The sequence below is a fragment of the Chryseobacterium sp. Leaf394 genome (assembly GCF_001424105.1).
In the GTDB taxonomy this organism is placed as follows: Bacteria; Bacteroidota; Bacteroidia; order Flavobacteriales; family Weeksellaceae; genus Chryseobacterium.
The window spans coordinates 991,882-1,008,545 of the sequence record NZ_LMQH01000011.1 but is presented as its reverse complement, the minus strand read 5'-3'; the positions used below and the strand labels follow the sequence as shown (position 1 = coordinate 1,008,545).

Annotated in this window: 18 protein-coding genes; 10 read left to right on the top strand and 8 right to left on the bottom strand. The window is 34.1% G+C overall.

The features are described from left to right. Positions 1 to 136 precede the first annotated feature (136 nt). From ASG21_RS09070 to ASG21_RS09025, 10 genes are all read left to right on the top strand, one after another. Positions 137 to 382 (top strand): hypothetical protein, encoded by a 246-nt coding sequence (locus ASG21_RS09070; RefSeq protein ID WP_056078598.1) that lies wholly within the window; start codon positions 137 to 139, stop codon positions 380 to 382. 507 nt (positions 383 to 889) lie between these two features. Next, on the top strand, positions 890 to 1,129 hold the full coding sequence (locus ASG21_RS20475) for a hypothetical protein (protein ID WP_056078595.1): 240 nt from the start codon (positions 890 to 892) through the stop codon (positions 1,127 to 1,129). A 305-nt stretch (positions 1,130 to 1,434) separates the two neighbouring features. Then, positions 1,435 to 1,704, top strand: coding sequence for a GH-E family nuclease (locus ASG21_RS09060; protein ID WP_082482445.1), 270 nt, complete (start codon positions 1,435 to 1,437; stop codon positions 1,702 to 1,704). 19 nt (positions 1,705 to 1,723) lie between these two features. Continuing rightward, positions 1,724 to 2,155, top strand: coding sequence for a hypothetical protein (locus tag ASG21_RS09055; protein WP_056078589.1), 432 nt, complete (start codon positions 1,724 to 1,726; stop codon positions 2,153 to 2,155). A gap of 11 nt (positions 2,156 to 2,166) precedes the next feature. Beyond that, positions 2,167 to 2,586 carry a hypothetical protein gene (locus ASG21_RS09050; RefSeq protein WP_056078587.1) on the top strand — a complete coding sequence of 140 codons (420 nt, stop codon included), beginning with the start codon at positions 2,167 to 2,169 and terminating at the stop codon, positions 2,584 to 2,586. 118 nt (positions 2,587 to 2,704) lie between these two features. After that, complete coding sequence (locus tag ASG21_RS09045) at positions 2,705 to 3,592, top strand: hypothetical protein (RefSeq protein WP_056078584.1); 888 nt, start codon at positions 2,705 to 2,707, stop codon at positions 3,590 to 3,592. Positions 3,593 to 3,837: 245 nt separating this feature from the next. Further along, on the top strand, positions 3,838 to 4,482 hold the full coding sequence (locus tag ASG21_RS09040) for an Imm26 family immunity protein (RefSeq protein ID WP_056078582.1): 645 nt from the start codon (positions 3,838 to 3,840) through the stop codon (positions 4,480 to 4,482). A gap of 10 nt (positions 4,483 to 4,492) precedes the next feature. Continuing rightward, positions 4,493 to 4,900, top strand: coding sequence for a hypothetical protein (locus tag ASG21_RS09035; protein WP_056078579.1), 408 nt, complete (start codon positions 4,493 to 4,495; stop codon positions 4,898 to 4,900). A 185-nt stretch (positions 4,901 to 5,085) separates the two neighbouring features. Continuing rightward, positions 5,086 to 5,826, top strand: coding sequence for a hypothetical protein (locus ASG21_RS09030; protein WP_128414263.1), 741 nt, complete (start codon positions 5,086 to 5,088; stop codon positions 5,824 to 5,826). A 122-nt stretch (positions 5,827 to 5,948) separates the two neighbouring features. Then, positions 5,949 to 6,506 (top strand): T6SS immunity protein Tdi1 domain-containing protein, encoded by a 558-nt coding sequence (locus ASG21_RS09025; RefSeq protein ID WP_056078575.1) that lies wholly within the window; start codon positions 5,949 to 5,951, stop codon positions 6,504 to 6,506. Between the two features lie 621 nt (positions 6,507 to 7,127). Here ASG21_RS09025 and ASG21_RS09020 read toward each other — a convergent pair. The 8 genes from ASG21_RS09020 to ASG21_RS08985 all read right to left on the bottom strand — a co-directional run bounded on the left by ASG21_RS09020 (position 7,128) and on the right by ASG21_RS08985 (position 16,634). Further along, on the bottom strand, positions 7,128 to 8,870 hold the full coding sequence (locus tag ASG21_RS09020; protein ID WP_056078572.1) for an ATP-binding protein: 1,743 nt from the start codon (positions 8,868 to 8,870) through the stop codon (positions 7,128 to 7,130). Continuing rightward, positions 8,870 to 9,994, bottom strand: coding sequence for a histidine kinase (locus ASG21_RS09015; RefSeq protein WP_056078568.1), 1,125 nt, complete (start codon positions 9,992 to 9,994; stop codon positions 8,870 to 8,872). Before ASG21_RS09015 ends, ASG21_RS09020 begins: the two co-directional genes overlap by 1 nt. A 238-nt stretch (positions 9,995 to 10,232) precedes the next feature. Next, entirely contained in the window at positions 10,233 to 11,312 is a 1,080-nt protein-coding gene (locus ASG21_RS09010; RefSeq protein ID WP_056078565.1) for a porin, read from the bottom strand. A 77-nt stretch (positions 11,313 to 11,389) separates the two neighbouring features. Continuing rightward, the gene (locus tag ASG21_RS09005) at positions 11,390 to 11,956 is read right to left on the bottom strand and encodes a K(+)-transporting ATPase subunit C (protein WP_056078562.1); all 567 of its coding nucleotides are present in this window, start codon (positions 11,954 to 11,956) and stop codon (positions 11,390 to 11,392) included. A gap of 102 nt (positions 11,957 to 12,058) precedes the next feature. After that, entirely contained in the window at positions 12,059 to 14,068 is a 2,010-nt protein-coding gene (kdpB, locus tag ASG21_RS09000; RefSeq protein WP_056078559.1) for a potassium-transporting ATPase subunit KdpB, read from the bottom strand. A 34-nt stretch (positions 14,069 to 14,102) separates the two neighbouring features. Then, positions 14,103 to 15,791 carry a potassium-transporting ATPase subunit KdpA gene (gene kdpA, locus ASG21_RS08995; protein WP_056078555.1) on the bottom strand — a complete coding sequence of 563 codons (1,689 nt, stop codon included), beginning with the start codon at positions 15,789 to 15,791 and terminating at the stop codon, positions 14,103 to 14,105. A gap of 331 nt (positions 15,792 to 16,122) precedes the next feature. Next, positions 16,123 to 16,263, bottom strand: coding sequence for a hypothetical protein (locus ASG21_RS20220; protein ID WP_157844526.1), 141 nt, complete (start codon positions 16,261 to 16,263; stop codon positions 16,123 to 16,125). Positions 16,264 to 16,274: 11 nt separating this feature from the next. Continuing rightward, entirely contained in the window at positions 16,275 to 16,634 is a 360-nt protein-coding gene (locus tag ASG21_RS08985; protein ID WP_056078549.1) for a hypothetical protein, read from the bottom strand. Between the last annotated feature and the right edge of the window lie 30 nt (positions 16,635 to 16,664).

Below are 16,664 nucleotides of genomic sequence, written 5' to 3'. Positions count from 1 at the left end.
TGGTCTTGGTGAGAAGACAGAGTTTGTAGAGCAAAAACTCACATCCAAAACAGTTTCTAAACTCCATATTAAATTGGAAGATTGGCTGGGAGACGATTTGATGGAGTGCTAGCCGTGCTATTTAATTACGGAAAATTTGAAAGAAAATTTAAAAAATCAAGCATTTACAGGATACATGATTAAAGATGTAGAAATTTCAATGGCTGAGTATTTTTTTAATAATTATACTCTAGACAAACCAATTCCCAAATTTTACTGGCTTAAAATCAATGGAATTGAAAATATGGATGACCTCTATATAAGATCTGAAAAAAAATTATTTTGTAGTGAAAGATTAATTAATTTTTTAACTAACAATTGTGTATCAAAATATTTAGAATAGAACCTCAAAGAAATGAATTTGATGACTTGTTAAATCAAATGATTGCAGAAAGTAAAAAAGTAAAGACTAAAATTTGCATAAAACCTTTTTTACGAACGACATCTTAAATCTAGTATATCTTTTATCGAATAGTTCTTTACATTTAATTGCTTGTTTATCAATCCACAAAATTCTCTTTCTGGGAAAGTCTAAGAAACAATATCTAAAACCCCAAAAAAAAATCATCAAAAAGCAAAAGGATATTGACAAATTAACAGAATAATATTTAAGAAAAAGAGGTTTTTAAAATGACAACAGAAACATTTGTAGCAAATATTAAATCTAATGCATCGGAAAATGATTTAATAAAATTATAGCCTTTAGATAATACGAAGGCTTATCAACGATTTTGGGAACGTTTATTTTGGTTACCAGAGATAGGACAGCTTAAAATTTGATAAATTCTGCAGAAAATGGATTGTAAATCAAGATAATCCGAACGAAATCTTAGCTGACTTTTATTCATTCATGACTGATAAAAATTCCCTAATTGGATATTTAGAGAATTTAAAGAATGTAGATGGCTATCATTTAATTGCTTTTTCAAGGACACCTAAGCGATTAAAAGATGTTGATGTTATTTTCTCAATTATCTATAAATTATACGACTATATAATCGAAAGCCTTAATAATGATAAAATATTAGACTTTTCGCATCCCATAGATTTTTGGAGAGAAAGAGATGAGGAACTAAACACAGCGCATTAATTTGATAGAAGGCTACAAATTGAAATTTTTATTTCAATATGACTCAGATATTTTAAAAAGTAAAAGGGCTTAGAAGTTAAAGTACATAATATTCTGTTTCTGTAAACTAATTAAGTCAACCCAAGAAAGTTTTTAACTTTGAGGTAGCACATTTTCATACTTATTTTGTAGGGTTGCTTGCTTTTCTTGTGCATTATGCTGGAAAATGTATAACTGGAAGCATAAAAAAAGTATCGAACCGTTTAAAGTATCTCGGGCGAACGCCAGGTAAAACAAGTAAAACTGGTGAAAAAGTTATTGAAGCAATGAAGAAGGAAGGTAAAATTAGGACAAAAAAGGGCGTACAACAATTTAAAGCTTCAGATGGGAAATGGTATGACATGAAATATGCTGATATGTCACATAAAAAAGACGCTGTTACTTGGTGGAATAAAACAGGACGAAAATATGGAGCAAAATCTGAAAAAGTTAGGAAGTGGATGTTAGATTCTAAAAATTACTATTTAGATCACAGATCAATAAATAGGTCAGCTGGTGCTAAACTTGGACAAGTATATTTACCTCCGAAAATTTAATTATTAAAAAAAAGAAGAAATGGATCTACCTATAGAAATTCAAGACAAATTTGAAAAAATTGATAATCAAATTGAAGATTGTTTTGAAAATAATAATCACAGTGGAATTATTGAGTTAGAATTGCAAAAATGGAATTTGCTTCCATTACCTAAGGAAAAATATGATGAAAGTTTTTTTATAGCTCATTCTTTAGCAAATGAATATACGGAAATTCAAGATCACAACAATTCAAAAAAATGGGCAGAAATATTATTTAGTTGTGATGTAGAGAGATTGGACGATGGTGAAAGGGAATTTGTCGCAGGAAAAGTTCATTTTGCCGCTGATAATTTAGAAAGAGCATTAGAGTATTTTAAAATAGCTTACCAAAAATCTGAAGGAAGAGCATTCCCTGATGATAATCCTGCATATTTAGAGTTTTATAACAATCCAGATCAATATATTAAATAAGTAGATTTATTATGGAAGAATTATCTGACGAGTTATTCAATTCGATTATGATTGATTTAGAAAAAGGTGATCAATTTGAAGAGCGAAAAGAGCATAATTTGGCAATTGTTAATTATCAAAATGGTATTGAAAAACTCGTACCACCTAAAACTGATTGGGAAATTGCGTTACACTTGTATACTGCTCTAGCTGATGCTTATTTTAACTTAAAAGATTATATAAAAGCATCCTATAATTATAATCAAGCATTGCAATGTCCCGAAGGAACAGCAAATGGTTATGTTTGGCTCGGCTATGGTCAGTCGCTTTTTGAATTAGGAATGACTGATAAAGCTAAAGATGCATTGATGAGTTCCTATATGTTGGAAGGAAATGAAATTTTTGACGACATTGATAAAAAATATTTTGAGCTTATAAAAAGTAGTATATAATAGTACAAATGAAATATTTTTTAGTTAATATTATTAATCAAAATTATCATATTGTTTTAGTTTTAAGATAAACAACTGATTGTATTTTCTCGGTTTTTTATAATTTTCAGAAAAATTCATGAGCATATCGAAATTTATATTTGGCGAAAATATACCTCTTCTTCAGGTGGGGAACTTTTCCCAATCTTATGTTTTAATTGTTGAAAATACCTTTGTGATGGGTAAAGACAACACTCCGATTTCTCTTTCAACGGTATCTCAAATTACAATAGAACAGGAACGGCAGGACGATCTGATCTACAACAATATACTTGTAGAAAACCTTGAAGGGTATACAGAAAATGAAGTGATGAAGTCTTTTCTGGAGCAAACTTTAGCCCTTTCTGGAATCAGTCCTAAAATTCGGGTTAAGCGAAATTTAGACGGGAAAATACTATCTGTAGAAGATCAACATTTGTTGAAAAACGACTGGAATTCCTGGAAAGCCAATAAGCTTGAAATGGTTTTCACTGAACAAAAAGAACAGCAAAAATTTATCCGTAATTACGAAAATGGAATGGTAAATTTTGAGCAGAATTTTAAAAAAAACTTACAGTATCTTCTTCTTTTACCAGAAATCTACAGTATTATTTTTCCACCAAACCAGCATTTCACTTTTTTATGTAGCCAGTCCGAGTTGAATTCCAGACTCGTGGAAGGAATGGAATATCAATATCAACTGAAACTGGTAAAGCTTGACGAAGATGCCACAACAGTTTCTTTGGAACTTCATGCTGTACTTAACAACAAAGATGAAATCACTAAAAAATTCCTTAACAAGGTCTACTCATCTACTCAGGAATTTTCGCTTTCTGATTTCAGTTTCAGAATTGAAATAAAATATGTATTTGAAAAACTGAACTCAAAAATAATTTCTGGAGAGCTGAAATTCATAGAAAAGTTACACGACCACCTTTCCTATTCTATCACGATGAATCTTAATGAATCGATGAAATCTGTGATGTAAATTTTATCTCATAACACACAGCGAAGATTACATAGTCTGAGCCTTCTGTAAGTGGGATAAAAGGTGGCAATGCAAATTCTATGTTGAAAATGGATAAAGCCTGAAATATTACCCTTGAATGTGATAGCAACATTCATGAAAAAAAATGGTGGAAAACCAAATTTAGAAAATAGAAGAAATGAAGTAACAAAAGCAAAATATGACAAATACAAAAATCTGCATAATCCTTGTTAAATTTATAAAAAATGAGTAAAAATATTAAAGTAGGCGACATCTTCGCAATAAAAATTGAGCAATCAGAACTGTATTATTTTGGAAGAGTGGTGTTTGATGTTCAAGCACAATACGATAATAGTGGACAAGATAATAATTATTTGGATTGGCATAAAGATAGTGTTCTTGTTGAAACTTATAAGCATATTTCTGATTCACTAGACATAGAAAAATTTGAAACTGCAATTATTTCACAGTTTATTCCAAAGAAAGAGTTATTAAAACAGGATATAAAAATTGTAAAAAACTTAGAAGTTGATCCAACGAAAGTTTCTTTCCCTGAAACCTTAAAAAACCATCAAAACAATTCGTTATTTACAGTTGGTGAATTATCATTAAAAACAAATTTTTCAACAGATTATGCTTATGATAATATAAAGGTTTTTCCAACATTAGGAAAAGCATATTATCTGGAATTGGCAACTTTAGATTTTTCGGGTAGAAGAGATTTAATAGTTGACCAAAACGATATATTGGATAATTATTTCAAATTTTCAGATTTGAGGAGTTTGCCTGAAAAGAGAATAGAGGTATATCAATCTATAGGAGAGAATCCCAATTTATCTTACTACGACTTAGCTTTGAAACACGGTTTTGACTTGCAAAGATTTTATTAATATTTATAAAATGAATAATCAAAAAGAACTGTTAAAGAATATATTATGGAACTTTCAAGAAAAAAAATTTTTATCAGTCGAAAATTTCCTTATTGCCTTAAAGAATTATAATGAAAAAATTACTGGCAAAACTTTTATAGAGAATTTACATAAAACTATTCTAAACGTTCCCAAGGTTACTATTCAGTATGAATATTGGGACGAGGAAATAAAAGATAGTATTGAGCCAGATTTTCTGTTAAAAGCAGATAATAATATTTATTTTACTACGGCTGAGTTACTATTTAAAATTCATAATGAAGTTTGTACTAATTTAGAAAAAGAGGATCATCATTTTTTCGAAGGATTAGATTTATGGACAGGCGAAAATACAAATTATCCTAACATTCCATTATACTTTTTACAGCAAGGAAGTTAAAAATACGATTCACAAAAAAGTGAACCGTATTTTGATCCAGCTAAAAAAAATTTTTAGATAGCTCAGGAAACAGGTTCAAAATTAGACTGTCATGTCCATACTCAAGCAAAAGCCGATGAACTGGCAGATTTATTTGATAATGCCAATATAAATATCGATGTTATTGTTGTACCAAAATAATTGAAATGGAAAAAATAAAATTGATTTCCCGTTTGACTAACCGAGAAATGACAGCACAAGACTTTATTGATTACTGTAAAAAAATTATTATTAATCTAAAGATTACTTTTCCTTACCTTGAAGTAATCTCGACTTGGGATGAATCTACAAATTCTAAGTTTTATTTTGATAATAATCTATCTGATTTTAACGGTCAAAATTTAAAGAGATTCTTAATATATAATGAAGCTGAGGATGTGTTTTTGAATGATGATCAAAGCAATAAAGATCTGTATAGTTATTCAAAAAGCTGGATAGGTTTTAATTCATTATTATATTTAAGTAAGGATAAGAACGCAAGCAGTGATCTCTCAATTAATATAACACAAGGAGCTTGCAACAGTGATAAGACTGCTTTAGTTAATATTGAATTCTCTGACGACTTTATGAAAAGTATTACGAAGGAGTTTGTTATAAAACTAGTAGAGTCATTAGAAAAAACAGATGACTTATACTATGCAGTTATCATCTCTAATGAATTGAGAAGAAAGGTTAAGCAGAGTGGACAAAATCTTTGGATTGGTTATTTTACCTACTTTAACAATAAAATAGCAGAAAATTATTTTGAAAACACCAATATCATAAATTTAAGTAAGGGAGTACTAATATATTTAAGTGATAAAATTGAATTATCTGCTCTAAATGTAAATAAAGCACTTGAAATAAGGGATATTCTGGGAAATGAACTTCTTAATTATAATCCTTAGTTAATACTGTACATAGCTAATTTTAAAATAAATTGTAACCGTAATAATATTACCAGCAAAATAATTGAAAGATTTGAAATTGCTGAAGTAAGCAATTGTTTATAATAATAAAATCAATTAAAATGTTTAACAAATTTATAGAAAAATATCCTCATTATAATGTTCAAGATACTCCGACAGAAGATTTAATTAGCAAATATAAAGGATCAGTTCCAGATGAAATTATTTATATATGGAATAATTATGGTTTTGGTTCTTTTATGAACTCATACCTGAAAATAGTTAATCCTGATGAATATAAAGAATTGTTAGATTTTTCCTATACATCTGTATATCCAAACCCAATAGTTTTATTTATCACTGGACTGGCCGATTTGATAATTTGGGAAAACAATTACCTTATTTTGCTTGATTATAGACATGGCTTATCTAAAGTTTTGGAATCTGGGTTTGAATATTTTTTTGAGGATTTAAAAGATGAGGAGTTTATTGATGCTGATTTGTTAGGAAAAAACTTTTACACCGCAAAAGAGATGCTTGGAGATCTAAATTTTGATGAGTGTTTTGGTTATGTTCCTTTATTAGGCTTAGGAGGATCAGAAAAAGCTGAGAATTTAGAAAAAGTAAAACTTAAAGAACATATCTCTATCATAGTTCAGACATTGGGAAAAATAAAATAAAAAAACCGCCTTGAGTGGTTTTTGTTTTGAAAATGATTATTTAAAGTCGGGCAAACAAAGGACAAATTGCCGGCAATGCCAATGTATAACGTGTTAAAGATGCCGTAAATTAGGAGGAAAAAACCTGAGGTAAAGCTTGTCGAAGATGCCACCACAGTTCTCTGGAACTTCATGCTGTACTTAACAATAAAGATGAAATCACTGAAAAATTCTTTAACAAAGTCTACTCATCTACTCAGGAATTTTCGCTTTCTGATTTCAATTTCAGAATTGAAATAGAATATGTGTTTGAAAAACTGAACTCAAAAATAATTTCTGAAGAGCTGAAATTCATAGAAAAGGTACACGACCACCTTTCCTACTCTATCACGATGAATCTTAAAGAATCAACGGAATATGTGATATAAATTTTATCTTGTAACATACAGCGAAGATTATATCTTTTGAGCCTTTTTTTTACAAGGATCTGCATAGCTATGGTTAGTCTTACTATGCCTGCTGTAAGCGTAAAGAATAAAAGGTGAATATTTTTGATAAGAAGAATTATTAAATACAACTTAAAATCCAGACTCATATATTTACTAATCAGTACATCATTTTAATAATTAAAGCTATTTTTTACTAAAGTGGTTTAAATTCATCCGACAGTTCAAAACTGAAAACACTTCCCTGCCCGATTTTGCTTTCAACAGATATCCTTCCGCCGTGTGCTTCCACAAAATCTTTGCATATGCTTAATCCTAATCCGTTACCTTCAGTTTTAGTTCCCGGAATACGAAAATATCTGATGAATATCTGCTTTAAAAACTGGGTCTCAATTCCTGCACCCTGATCTGCAACTGAAAATTTAACTGAATTATTTCCCGCATTATCAATTGAAATTTCTATCGCAGAATTCTCAGGAGAATAACGGATTCCATTGGAAACAAAATTGTTTAAAACCCAGACAATTTTTTCTTCGTCCGCAGTTATTTTTTCTACCTGAGGATCAATATAAGTTTTAAAACGGATATTTTTTTCATCAGCAGCAGACTGATTGGTATCAACCACTTCCTGAATTACTGAACTTACATCAAACGGATGGACATTGAGCTGCATCATTCCAGATTCACGCTGCGCCAGATTCAGTAATTCCCGTGTAATTTTCAGCAATCTTACAGTGTCTTCATCAATACCTTTCAGGAGTTTCATCTGTTCGGTATTCAGTTTTCCTACTTTCTCATTTTCCAGCAATTGCAGGCCCATTTGAATGGATGAAATAGGCGTTTTAAATTCATGTGAAACGGTTCCGATGAACTGTGTTTTTGCTAAATCCAGTTCCTTGAAAGGCGTAATATTTCTCAGCATAATGACCTGACCGATAAAACGGCTTTCATATTCTCCTGTGGGAATTACATTGATGTCTAAAATTTCCTTTTCAAAATAATTTTCTTTTCCTTCCACAAAAATTTTCAAGGTTTCAGACTCATTTTTAGAATGGTTGACATCAATAATCTCTTTAATTAAATCTCTGACCAAATCATTGCTCACCGCTACATCCTGAATGAGTTTTCCTACAAAATTTTCTTTTTTTAAACCTGAAATTTTTAATGCTTCATCATTTACAAAAAGCACTTTCTTATTCTCGTCGATCCCGATTACAGCATCATGCATATTGTCGATCAGCGTTTCAATGCGCTTTTTTCCTTTTAAAATTTTGTCAATCCTGCTTTCGGAATATTCCTGAAGTTTTTCTGCCATGGTATTAAAAGACCTCGCCAACTCACCAAACTCACTGTTGCTTTCAAAATGTACCCGTTCTCTGTAATTCTGATTGGCTATCTGATGAATACTCGACGTCAGTTCCCGAATCGGATTGGAAATATTGGACGGCAAATTCACCATCAAAATAAATGCAATCAGAAAACACAGGGTTCCTGCGACAGAAATTACGGCGATCGCATTTTGAGCGGTCGTGTTTGCTATCCCACTTTTAATCTGGATGGCATTCATATTCAGCTGCATTAGTTCGGCAATATCTTTCCGGATCTCTGAATGAATGTTTGAATTTCCTCTGTCAACTTTCAGTTCCGAAAAATGATCATTGATATTTTGAGTCGCTTCCTTTTCTCCGCTTTCTGTAATATTCTGACGCTGGAGGTCAAGATTTTTCTGAAATTCTGACATTGCAAACGGCTCCGTTGAAATTACTTCGAGTGACAGCAGCATATTTCTCGAGTACTGCAACGTATTGTAGTTGGCAGCGAGAATATTCTGGGTGTCTTTTTTAAGCTGATAAATAAACCATCCACCCAAAGTCGACAGAATAATTATCATAAAAAACAGCAGACCAACGCCCGCATTCAGTTTCGTTTTTATTTTCATTACGACAAAATTACTAAATCTACATTCTGTTTAGACAGCCTTTTTAATAATGAATTAAAGGTATCAGTTGCCAGAATAATTCTCCAGATATCAAGATGTGGTTTTCCGATGCATACCGTTGTGATACTTCTTTCATCACACTGCTCCATGATTGATAAGGCGATATTTTTGCTTTCAATTCTTATAATTTCTGCACCAAGTTCTGTAGCCAGTTTAAAATTATTAATTAAATGCCTCTGCTTACTCAAATTGATCCTGTCCGCCGACTCTTTCGGAATCTGAACATACAGCAAAAACCACTGACTGTTGTAATAATTTGCCAGTCTCGCTGTTTTTCGGATGACATTTTTTGCTGTTTTTTCATTGGAACTGATGCAGGCAAGAAATCTTTCCTTTTTTAAAATTTTACCAATCGTAATATCTGATTCTACTTTTCGTGTAACCTGTGAAGCGACTTCTTTCAGAGCCAATTCCCGAAGTTGCAATATGTGCTCGTTTTTGAAGAAATTATTCAGTGCTGACTGTATTTTACTGCTGTCATAGATTTTTCCTTCCTTCAGTCGTGCAATCAATTCATCGGCAGTAAGGTCAATATTCACAACCTCATCTGCAGCAGCAAGCACCGTATCGGGAATTCTCTCAGTGACTTCCACGCCGGTCACAGCTTTCACTTCTTCGTTTAAACTTTCTATATGCTGGATGTTTACAGCGCTGATCACATTGATTCCAGCGTCTAAAATATCCATTACATCCTGCCATCTCTTTTTATTTTTACTTCCTTCAATGTTGGTGTGAGCCAATTCGTCAACAATTACAATCTCAGGACGGAGGATTAGAATTGCAGGAACATCGAGCTCTTCCAGTTCTTTGCCTTTATAAAATAATTTTCTTCTGGGAATAACAGGAAGACCTTCCAACAAACTGTGCGTTTCTTTGCGGTTATGTGTTTCTACATATCCCATTTTTACATCAATTCCGTTTTGGAGAAGTACGTGAGCTTCCTGCAGCATTCTGTAGGTTTTTCCTACGCCTGCGCTCATCCCAATATAAACTTTGAGTTTTCCTCTTTTGGATTTATTGATGAGATGCAGAAATTCTTCCGCGGATTTTCTTGATTCATTCATTTGTAGAATTGATTATTTCAGGTAAGAAAAATGTTTTAAACCATTAAGGTATTGAGTTTTTAAGGACAAAAATAATTTTCATTTTTTTAGATTCACGAAGGCGAATCATTAAGTTACACGTTTAAATGAACCTATTGATCCTTAACATTCCTTAATCAATTAATTCCCTTAATGGTTTATGAAAATTCACAATCTTTTTTAGCTAACTTAAGTTAACCAAAAGTTATATTTGCTATTATTAAAATGAAATAGCCAATGCTGTCGTTGCCGTCAGACTGTTTTTATTAAACTTATCTGTCCTGTTCATAAAGATGGCGTCTTTACTGTTTAAATTTCTGATTTCTGTGCGCCAGACAAGATTAGGAAAGATTTGATAATCGGCATTGAAAGAATATCCTAAAGTTTTAAAACCATTTGCCGTCCCTGTTGCAATGATCACTCCTTTTTCATCCTGATAATATTCTCCTCTTGCTGTAAAACTCAGTTTTTCTGTGGCATTGTATTTCGCAATTAACACCGGTGTGTACCAAATGTTGTACTGCTCACTACCTTTTACTTTTTGTTCGGCACCGATGTCAAAACCTGCAGTTACCCCAAACTTTTTATTAATTTGATACACTGCATACAGATTGTGAAAATATCTCATCTGGCGAATGCTGTCGGGTTTATCGTTTCCGATAAATGAACTGCTGTTGATGGTCAGTTTTTCATTAGGTTTAAAAATTAATTGATGTCCAAAAGCTGGTGTAGAATTTCCGTCAACTCTTCGAATACGCTGCCAACCGTTGAGCACCAAACCGCTTAAGAACCATTTTCCGCTTTCTGAAGTGTATGAAATTTTTGCTCCAGTCTCGAAATATGGTGAGTTGTCTGCGAAAAGGCTTCGGGTAAGTGTCCAGTTGTCTTTTCCGACCGCACTTTCAAATCCTAAATGGGATGGGAAAATCCCGGCATCAATCCATAGATTATGCTTTTTGGAGATTTTCAAACCAACGTTGGCTTCGTAAATGTTTTTCATCACACCTTGCTCGGCTGCATAATTGGCATTCATGTATGTTCCGACTGCCAAAGCCAGATTGGCTCTTACTTTTTCTGTATTGTATGCGGTTTTTATATAAGCTAAATTGACGTTCACTTCATTGTTTCGGTTGTGACTGTAAACAAAACCAGGGCGGCTGTTGTTTTTTGGATTATTAAAATCTGCAGTATAATAAACCTCAGCGTATCCGCTAACAGTTAGAGGTTTAGCTATTGAATCGTTTTGAGCAGAAGCGGTGATTCCGCATATGGCTAACAAAACAAACAGTATTTTTTTCATTTAATTTAAATTTAAGAAAGAATTAGAATTTTATTAAAAAAAAATAAAACTCATGATGACAGATTGATTTTTTAAAATTATTTTCCGCTCAACTGATCGAGCGCGATATTTAATTTCAGAACATTGATTTTTTCAGGTCCAAACAACCCTATCAAAGGTTTTTCTGTATTCTGAACGATGAGATTATTTATTTTTGCTTCATCTATATTTCTGATTTTTGCAATTCTTTTCACCTGAATTTTTGCTGCCTGAACTGAGAAATTTGGATCCAATCCGCTCCCGCTTGCTGTAACGAGATCTGCAGGAATATCTGATTTTTTAATTTCAGGATTTTTCATTAAAAAAGTATCGATACGGGCCTGAACCTGTTTTAAATAATCTTCATTCGATGGACCTTTATTGCTTCCTGCTGAACCTGCTGCATTGTAATCAACTGCTGAAGGTCTTGACCAAAAGTATTTGTCGCTGGTGAAAGACTGTCCGATATTTTCGTAATAGGTTTTATTCTGATGTTGAATTAAATCTCCCTTTCCTTGGTTTGGTGAGAGCTGAGCAATCGCCCAGATGGAAATAGGATAAACAATGGCAAGAAGAACGATGCACAAAGCAGTCAGTTTGATTGCAGGTAAAATATGTTTTTTCATTTGATAATAATTTAACAAAGACAAATGCAGGAAGAACTGAGATAAATATTGGACGAAAAGTGATGTGATGAAAACTTTCTTCCTGCTTTGCCTTTTGGATATTTAGAAAAATAAGGATACGATGATGTCTATAATTTTAATTCCGATAAAAGGAATGATGACTCCGCCTAAACCGAAGATGAACAGATTCCTTCTCAGCAACGCCGATGCACCGATGGGTTTGTAAGCCACGCCTTTCAACGCCAGCGGAATCAGGATCGGAATAATGATTGCGTTGAAGATGACCGCGGATAAAATCGCGCTTTCCGGACTGTGAAGATTCATGATATTTAAACCTTGCAGCGCAGGAATTGCGGCGATAAACAACGCAGGAATAATGGCAAAATATTTCGCAACATCACTGGCAATACTGAATGTAGTCAGCGTTCCTCTTGTCATCAGCAACTGTTTTCCGATTTCAACAACTTCAATTAATTTGGTAGGATCATTGTCGAGGTCAACCATATTTCCGGCTTCTTTTGCAGCCTGAGTTCCGCTGTTCATGGCAACACCTACGTCTGCCTGAGCCAATGCAGGAGCATCATTGGTACCATCACCCATCATAGCAACCAAACGGCCTTCCTGCTGTTCTTTTTTGATGTAGTTCATTTTATCTTCCGGTTTTGCTTCGGCAATAAAATCGTCAACACCTGCTTTTTCGGCGATAAATTTCGCAGTCAGAGGATTATCACCGGTAACCATTACCGTTTTGATACCCATCTTTCGGAGACGTTCGAAACGTTCGCTGATTCCGGGTTTAATAATGTCCTGAAGTTCAATCACTCCCAGAACTTTTTCATTTTCTGAAACTACCAAAGGCGTTCCTCCGTTTTGTGAAATTTCTTTAACTTTTAAATCGATTTCCTGTGGAAAAGCATTTCCGGCAGCTTCCGATATTTTTCTGATGGCATCAGTTGCGCCTTTTCTAATGCGGTTTCCGTCGTAATCAATCCCCGAACTTCTGGTTTCTGCAGTGAATTTGATAAACTGAGGATTACTGATTTCATAGCTTAAAGGATTGATTCCCGCCAGCTCAATGATTGATTTTCCTTCAGGAGTTTCATCCGTCATCGAACTTAAAACCGCTGCTTTGATCAATTGTGTTTCATCAATCTGATGAGCCGGATAAAATCCAGTGGCCTTACGGTTTCCTATAGTAATCGTACCTGTTTTATCTAAAAGTAAAACATCGATATCTCCAGCTGTTTCTACTGCTCTACCGCTTTTGGTGATGACGTTGGCACGTAATGCTCTGTCCATCCCTGCAATTCCGATGGCAGATAACAATCCACCGATGGTTGTTGGAATTAAACAGACAAAAAGAGAAATGAATGACGCGATGGTAATCGTTACATTAGAATAATCCGCAAACGGTTTTAAAGTCACACAGACGATGATAAAAACCAATGTAAAACCAGCCAGCAAAATCGTCAGTGCAATTTCATTAGGTGTTTTCTGTCTTGAAGCACCTTCTACCAGGGCAATCATCTTATCTAAAAAGCTTTCGCCGGGTTGCGTGGTCACCTGAACTACAATTTTATCCGACAAAACTTTTGTACCTCCCGTTACAGAGCTTTTGTCACCACCCGCTTCACGGATGACAGGAGCAGATTCTCCGGTAATCGCACTTTCGTCTATCGTAGCAAGACCTTCGATGATTTCTCCGTCAGAAGGAATAATATCTCCGGCTTCGCAAACAAAAATATCACCTTTCTGTAATTTAGATGAAGAAATTGTTTCACCATTTTGAAGTTTTGCAGGTGTTTCTTCTCTGGTTTTACGCAAACTGTCTGCCTGAGCTTTTCCTCTCGCTTCGGCGATGGCTTCTGCAAAGTTTCCAAACAAAACGGTGAGTAAAAGAATGATGAATACCGTGAAATTGTAAGCAAAACTGCCCTGAGATTTCTCTCCTGTCAACGTCCAGATGCTTACGAAGAACATCACTAATGTTCCGAGCCATACGAGAAACATGACGGGATTTTTAAACATCAGTTTCGGATTCAGTTTCACAAAAGACTGTTTCAATGCTTCCTGAACCAATTCTTTTTGAAACAAAGATTTATTTTGAGCCATTTTAATTTTCTGTTATTTAAATTTTATCTAACTTTTATTTCATTGAAAAATATTCTGCAATCGGCCCCAATGCCAGTGCCGGGAAGAAAGCCAGCGCTGCAATAATCGCAATTACTGCAAAAGTCATCAGTCCAAATGTTGAAGTATCTGTTTTTAAAGTTCCTTCTCCTTCCGGAATGTATTTTTTCTGAGCAAGTAAACCTGCAATTGCAACCGGACCGATAATCGGTAAGAAACGACCGAGTAAAAGGACAATTCCCGTGGAAATATTCCAGAAAAGATTATTGTCACCCAAACCTTCGAAACCGCTTCCGTTATTGGCAGCCGAAGAAGTATATTCGTAAAGCACTTCGCTGAAACCGTGGAATCCAGGATTACTGAGTGTAGAAGTTCCGACTTCAGGAAAATAAGTGGCAATCGCAGTTCCGACAAGAATAAGAAACGGATGGAAAAGTGCTACAATCATGGCAATTTTCATTTCGCGGGCTTCAATTTTTTTACCCATAAATTCCGGAGTACGGCCTACCATCAATCCGCTGATGAAAACCGCGAGAATAATGTAGATGAAGATATTCAGAATCCCTGCCCCGTCACCGCCGTAGAAAGCATTTACCATCATGGCAAGCATTTGAGTCATTCCTGAAAGCGGCATTGCGCTGTCATGCATTGAATTAATTGATCCTGTAGAAATTACAGTCGTTACAATACTCCAGAAGCCTGAAGCGGCAGCTCCGAAACGGACTTCTTTACCTTCCATTGCTCCCAGTGACTGGTCGATTCCCATTTGGCTGATGGCAGGATTGCCGTTCATTTCCATAATAACCGTTGGTACTGCAAGCAATAAAAATCCAATGGTCATGACTCCAAAAATCATGTATCCGAATTTCTTTCTGCGGATAAAATGTCCGAATGCAAAAACCATCGCCATCGGTATAATAAACTGCGCAAACATCTCAACCATATTGGTAAAGTAGCTCGGGTTTTCCAAAGGATGCGCTCCGTTCGCTCCAAAAAAGCCTCCACCATTGGTTCCAATGTGTTTTATAGGAACAAAAGCTGCGACCGGTCCTGTAGAAACTTCCACATTTTTACCTTCCAACGTAATCATTTTATCTTTCCCACTGAAAGTCATCGGCATTCCCTGAAATACCATTACTGCGCCCATCAACATTGAAAGCGGCAATAAAATTCTTGTAGTTGATTTTAGAAGGTAGTCATAAAAATTCCCGAGCTTTTCTGTAGATTTTTCTCTGAAAGCTTTAAAAATAACGATAGAAGCAGCCATTCCCGTTGCAGCAGAAACAAACTGCAGGAACATTAACCAGATTTGACCAAGATAACTCAATCCCGTTTCGCCTGAATAATGCTGTAAATTACAGTTGACTAAAAAGGAAATGGTTGTATTAAATGCCAGATCCGGCGACATATCAGGATTTCCATCTGGATTGAGTGGGAGCCAGCTCATATTCATCAGAACAAGCATACTGATGAAAAACCATAAAAAGTTGATGGTTAAAAGTGCGGTCAGATGCTGTTTCCAGTTCATTTCATGATCAGAATCGATTCCTGATATTCTGTAGAAAAATCTTTCTACGGTTTTGAAAACAGGATCCAGAAATGTTTTTTCTCCTGTGTAAACTTTTGAAATATACTTTCCAAAAGGTATCGCCAAAAGCAATGTTATGATAAACATCGCAACAACGCCTAAAATTTCAGTGTTCATAGTTTGTTTAATGAATTAGTAAAAATTTTTTCACGGTAATCAACAGATATAAAAAAGCGATGATGAAGCTGATCCAAAAAATCAGAATTCCCCACTCTTTTATTTGATGTATAATCTTACGGTTCATTTGCTTATTAATTGGTTTTAAAATTTTTCCGGCTTTACGAGCACATAGCAGATATAAATGAATATGGCTATTGATATAAAAAATAGTAGAGTCATTTTTTTTTAATTTAAATGTTTTCAAAATACTCAACGAGGCGGTAAAACAATACGAATAACAGTATTGCAGTGATTAATAGAATAATTGTTATCATTTTGATTTTTGATTTTAATTAACCTGCAGAATTGCAGCAGCGACAAAAACGCTGAGGATTACAGCAATATTGATGGTGATCACTTCGAAATCGTGTTTTTCACGGGTAGACTTCAGAAGTTTCCAGTCTCCAATTTTTCTGATTTTTGATTTCATTTTATTTCAATTTAAATTCCTGATTTGTAAACCTGATGTAAATAATTGTTTTGCAGACTTACTGACATTTTATCGAAGATCATTTTTTTGTAAGCAGGCTCGCAACAAAATGTAAAACTGTCTATGGAATACACGAAAACATTTTCGATGGCTCCTTTCAGTTTCTGATCGCCTTTGCTGTACAGTTTATTCATTTTCCGAATACATTTTTTCAGAATTTTTTGCTCGTTGTTTTTAATAAGTTTTTTGATTTGTTTGGTGAAAACATTGATGACCATGTAAGGACTGGCTGTCTTGTAAGATTCATCAAATTCTTCCTGCGTTTCAGGAATTACTTCTACTATTTCCCTGATGGCTTCTGTATGATTCATTTTGGTTTGTTTTGAATCTCTAATGCCAAG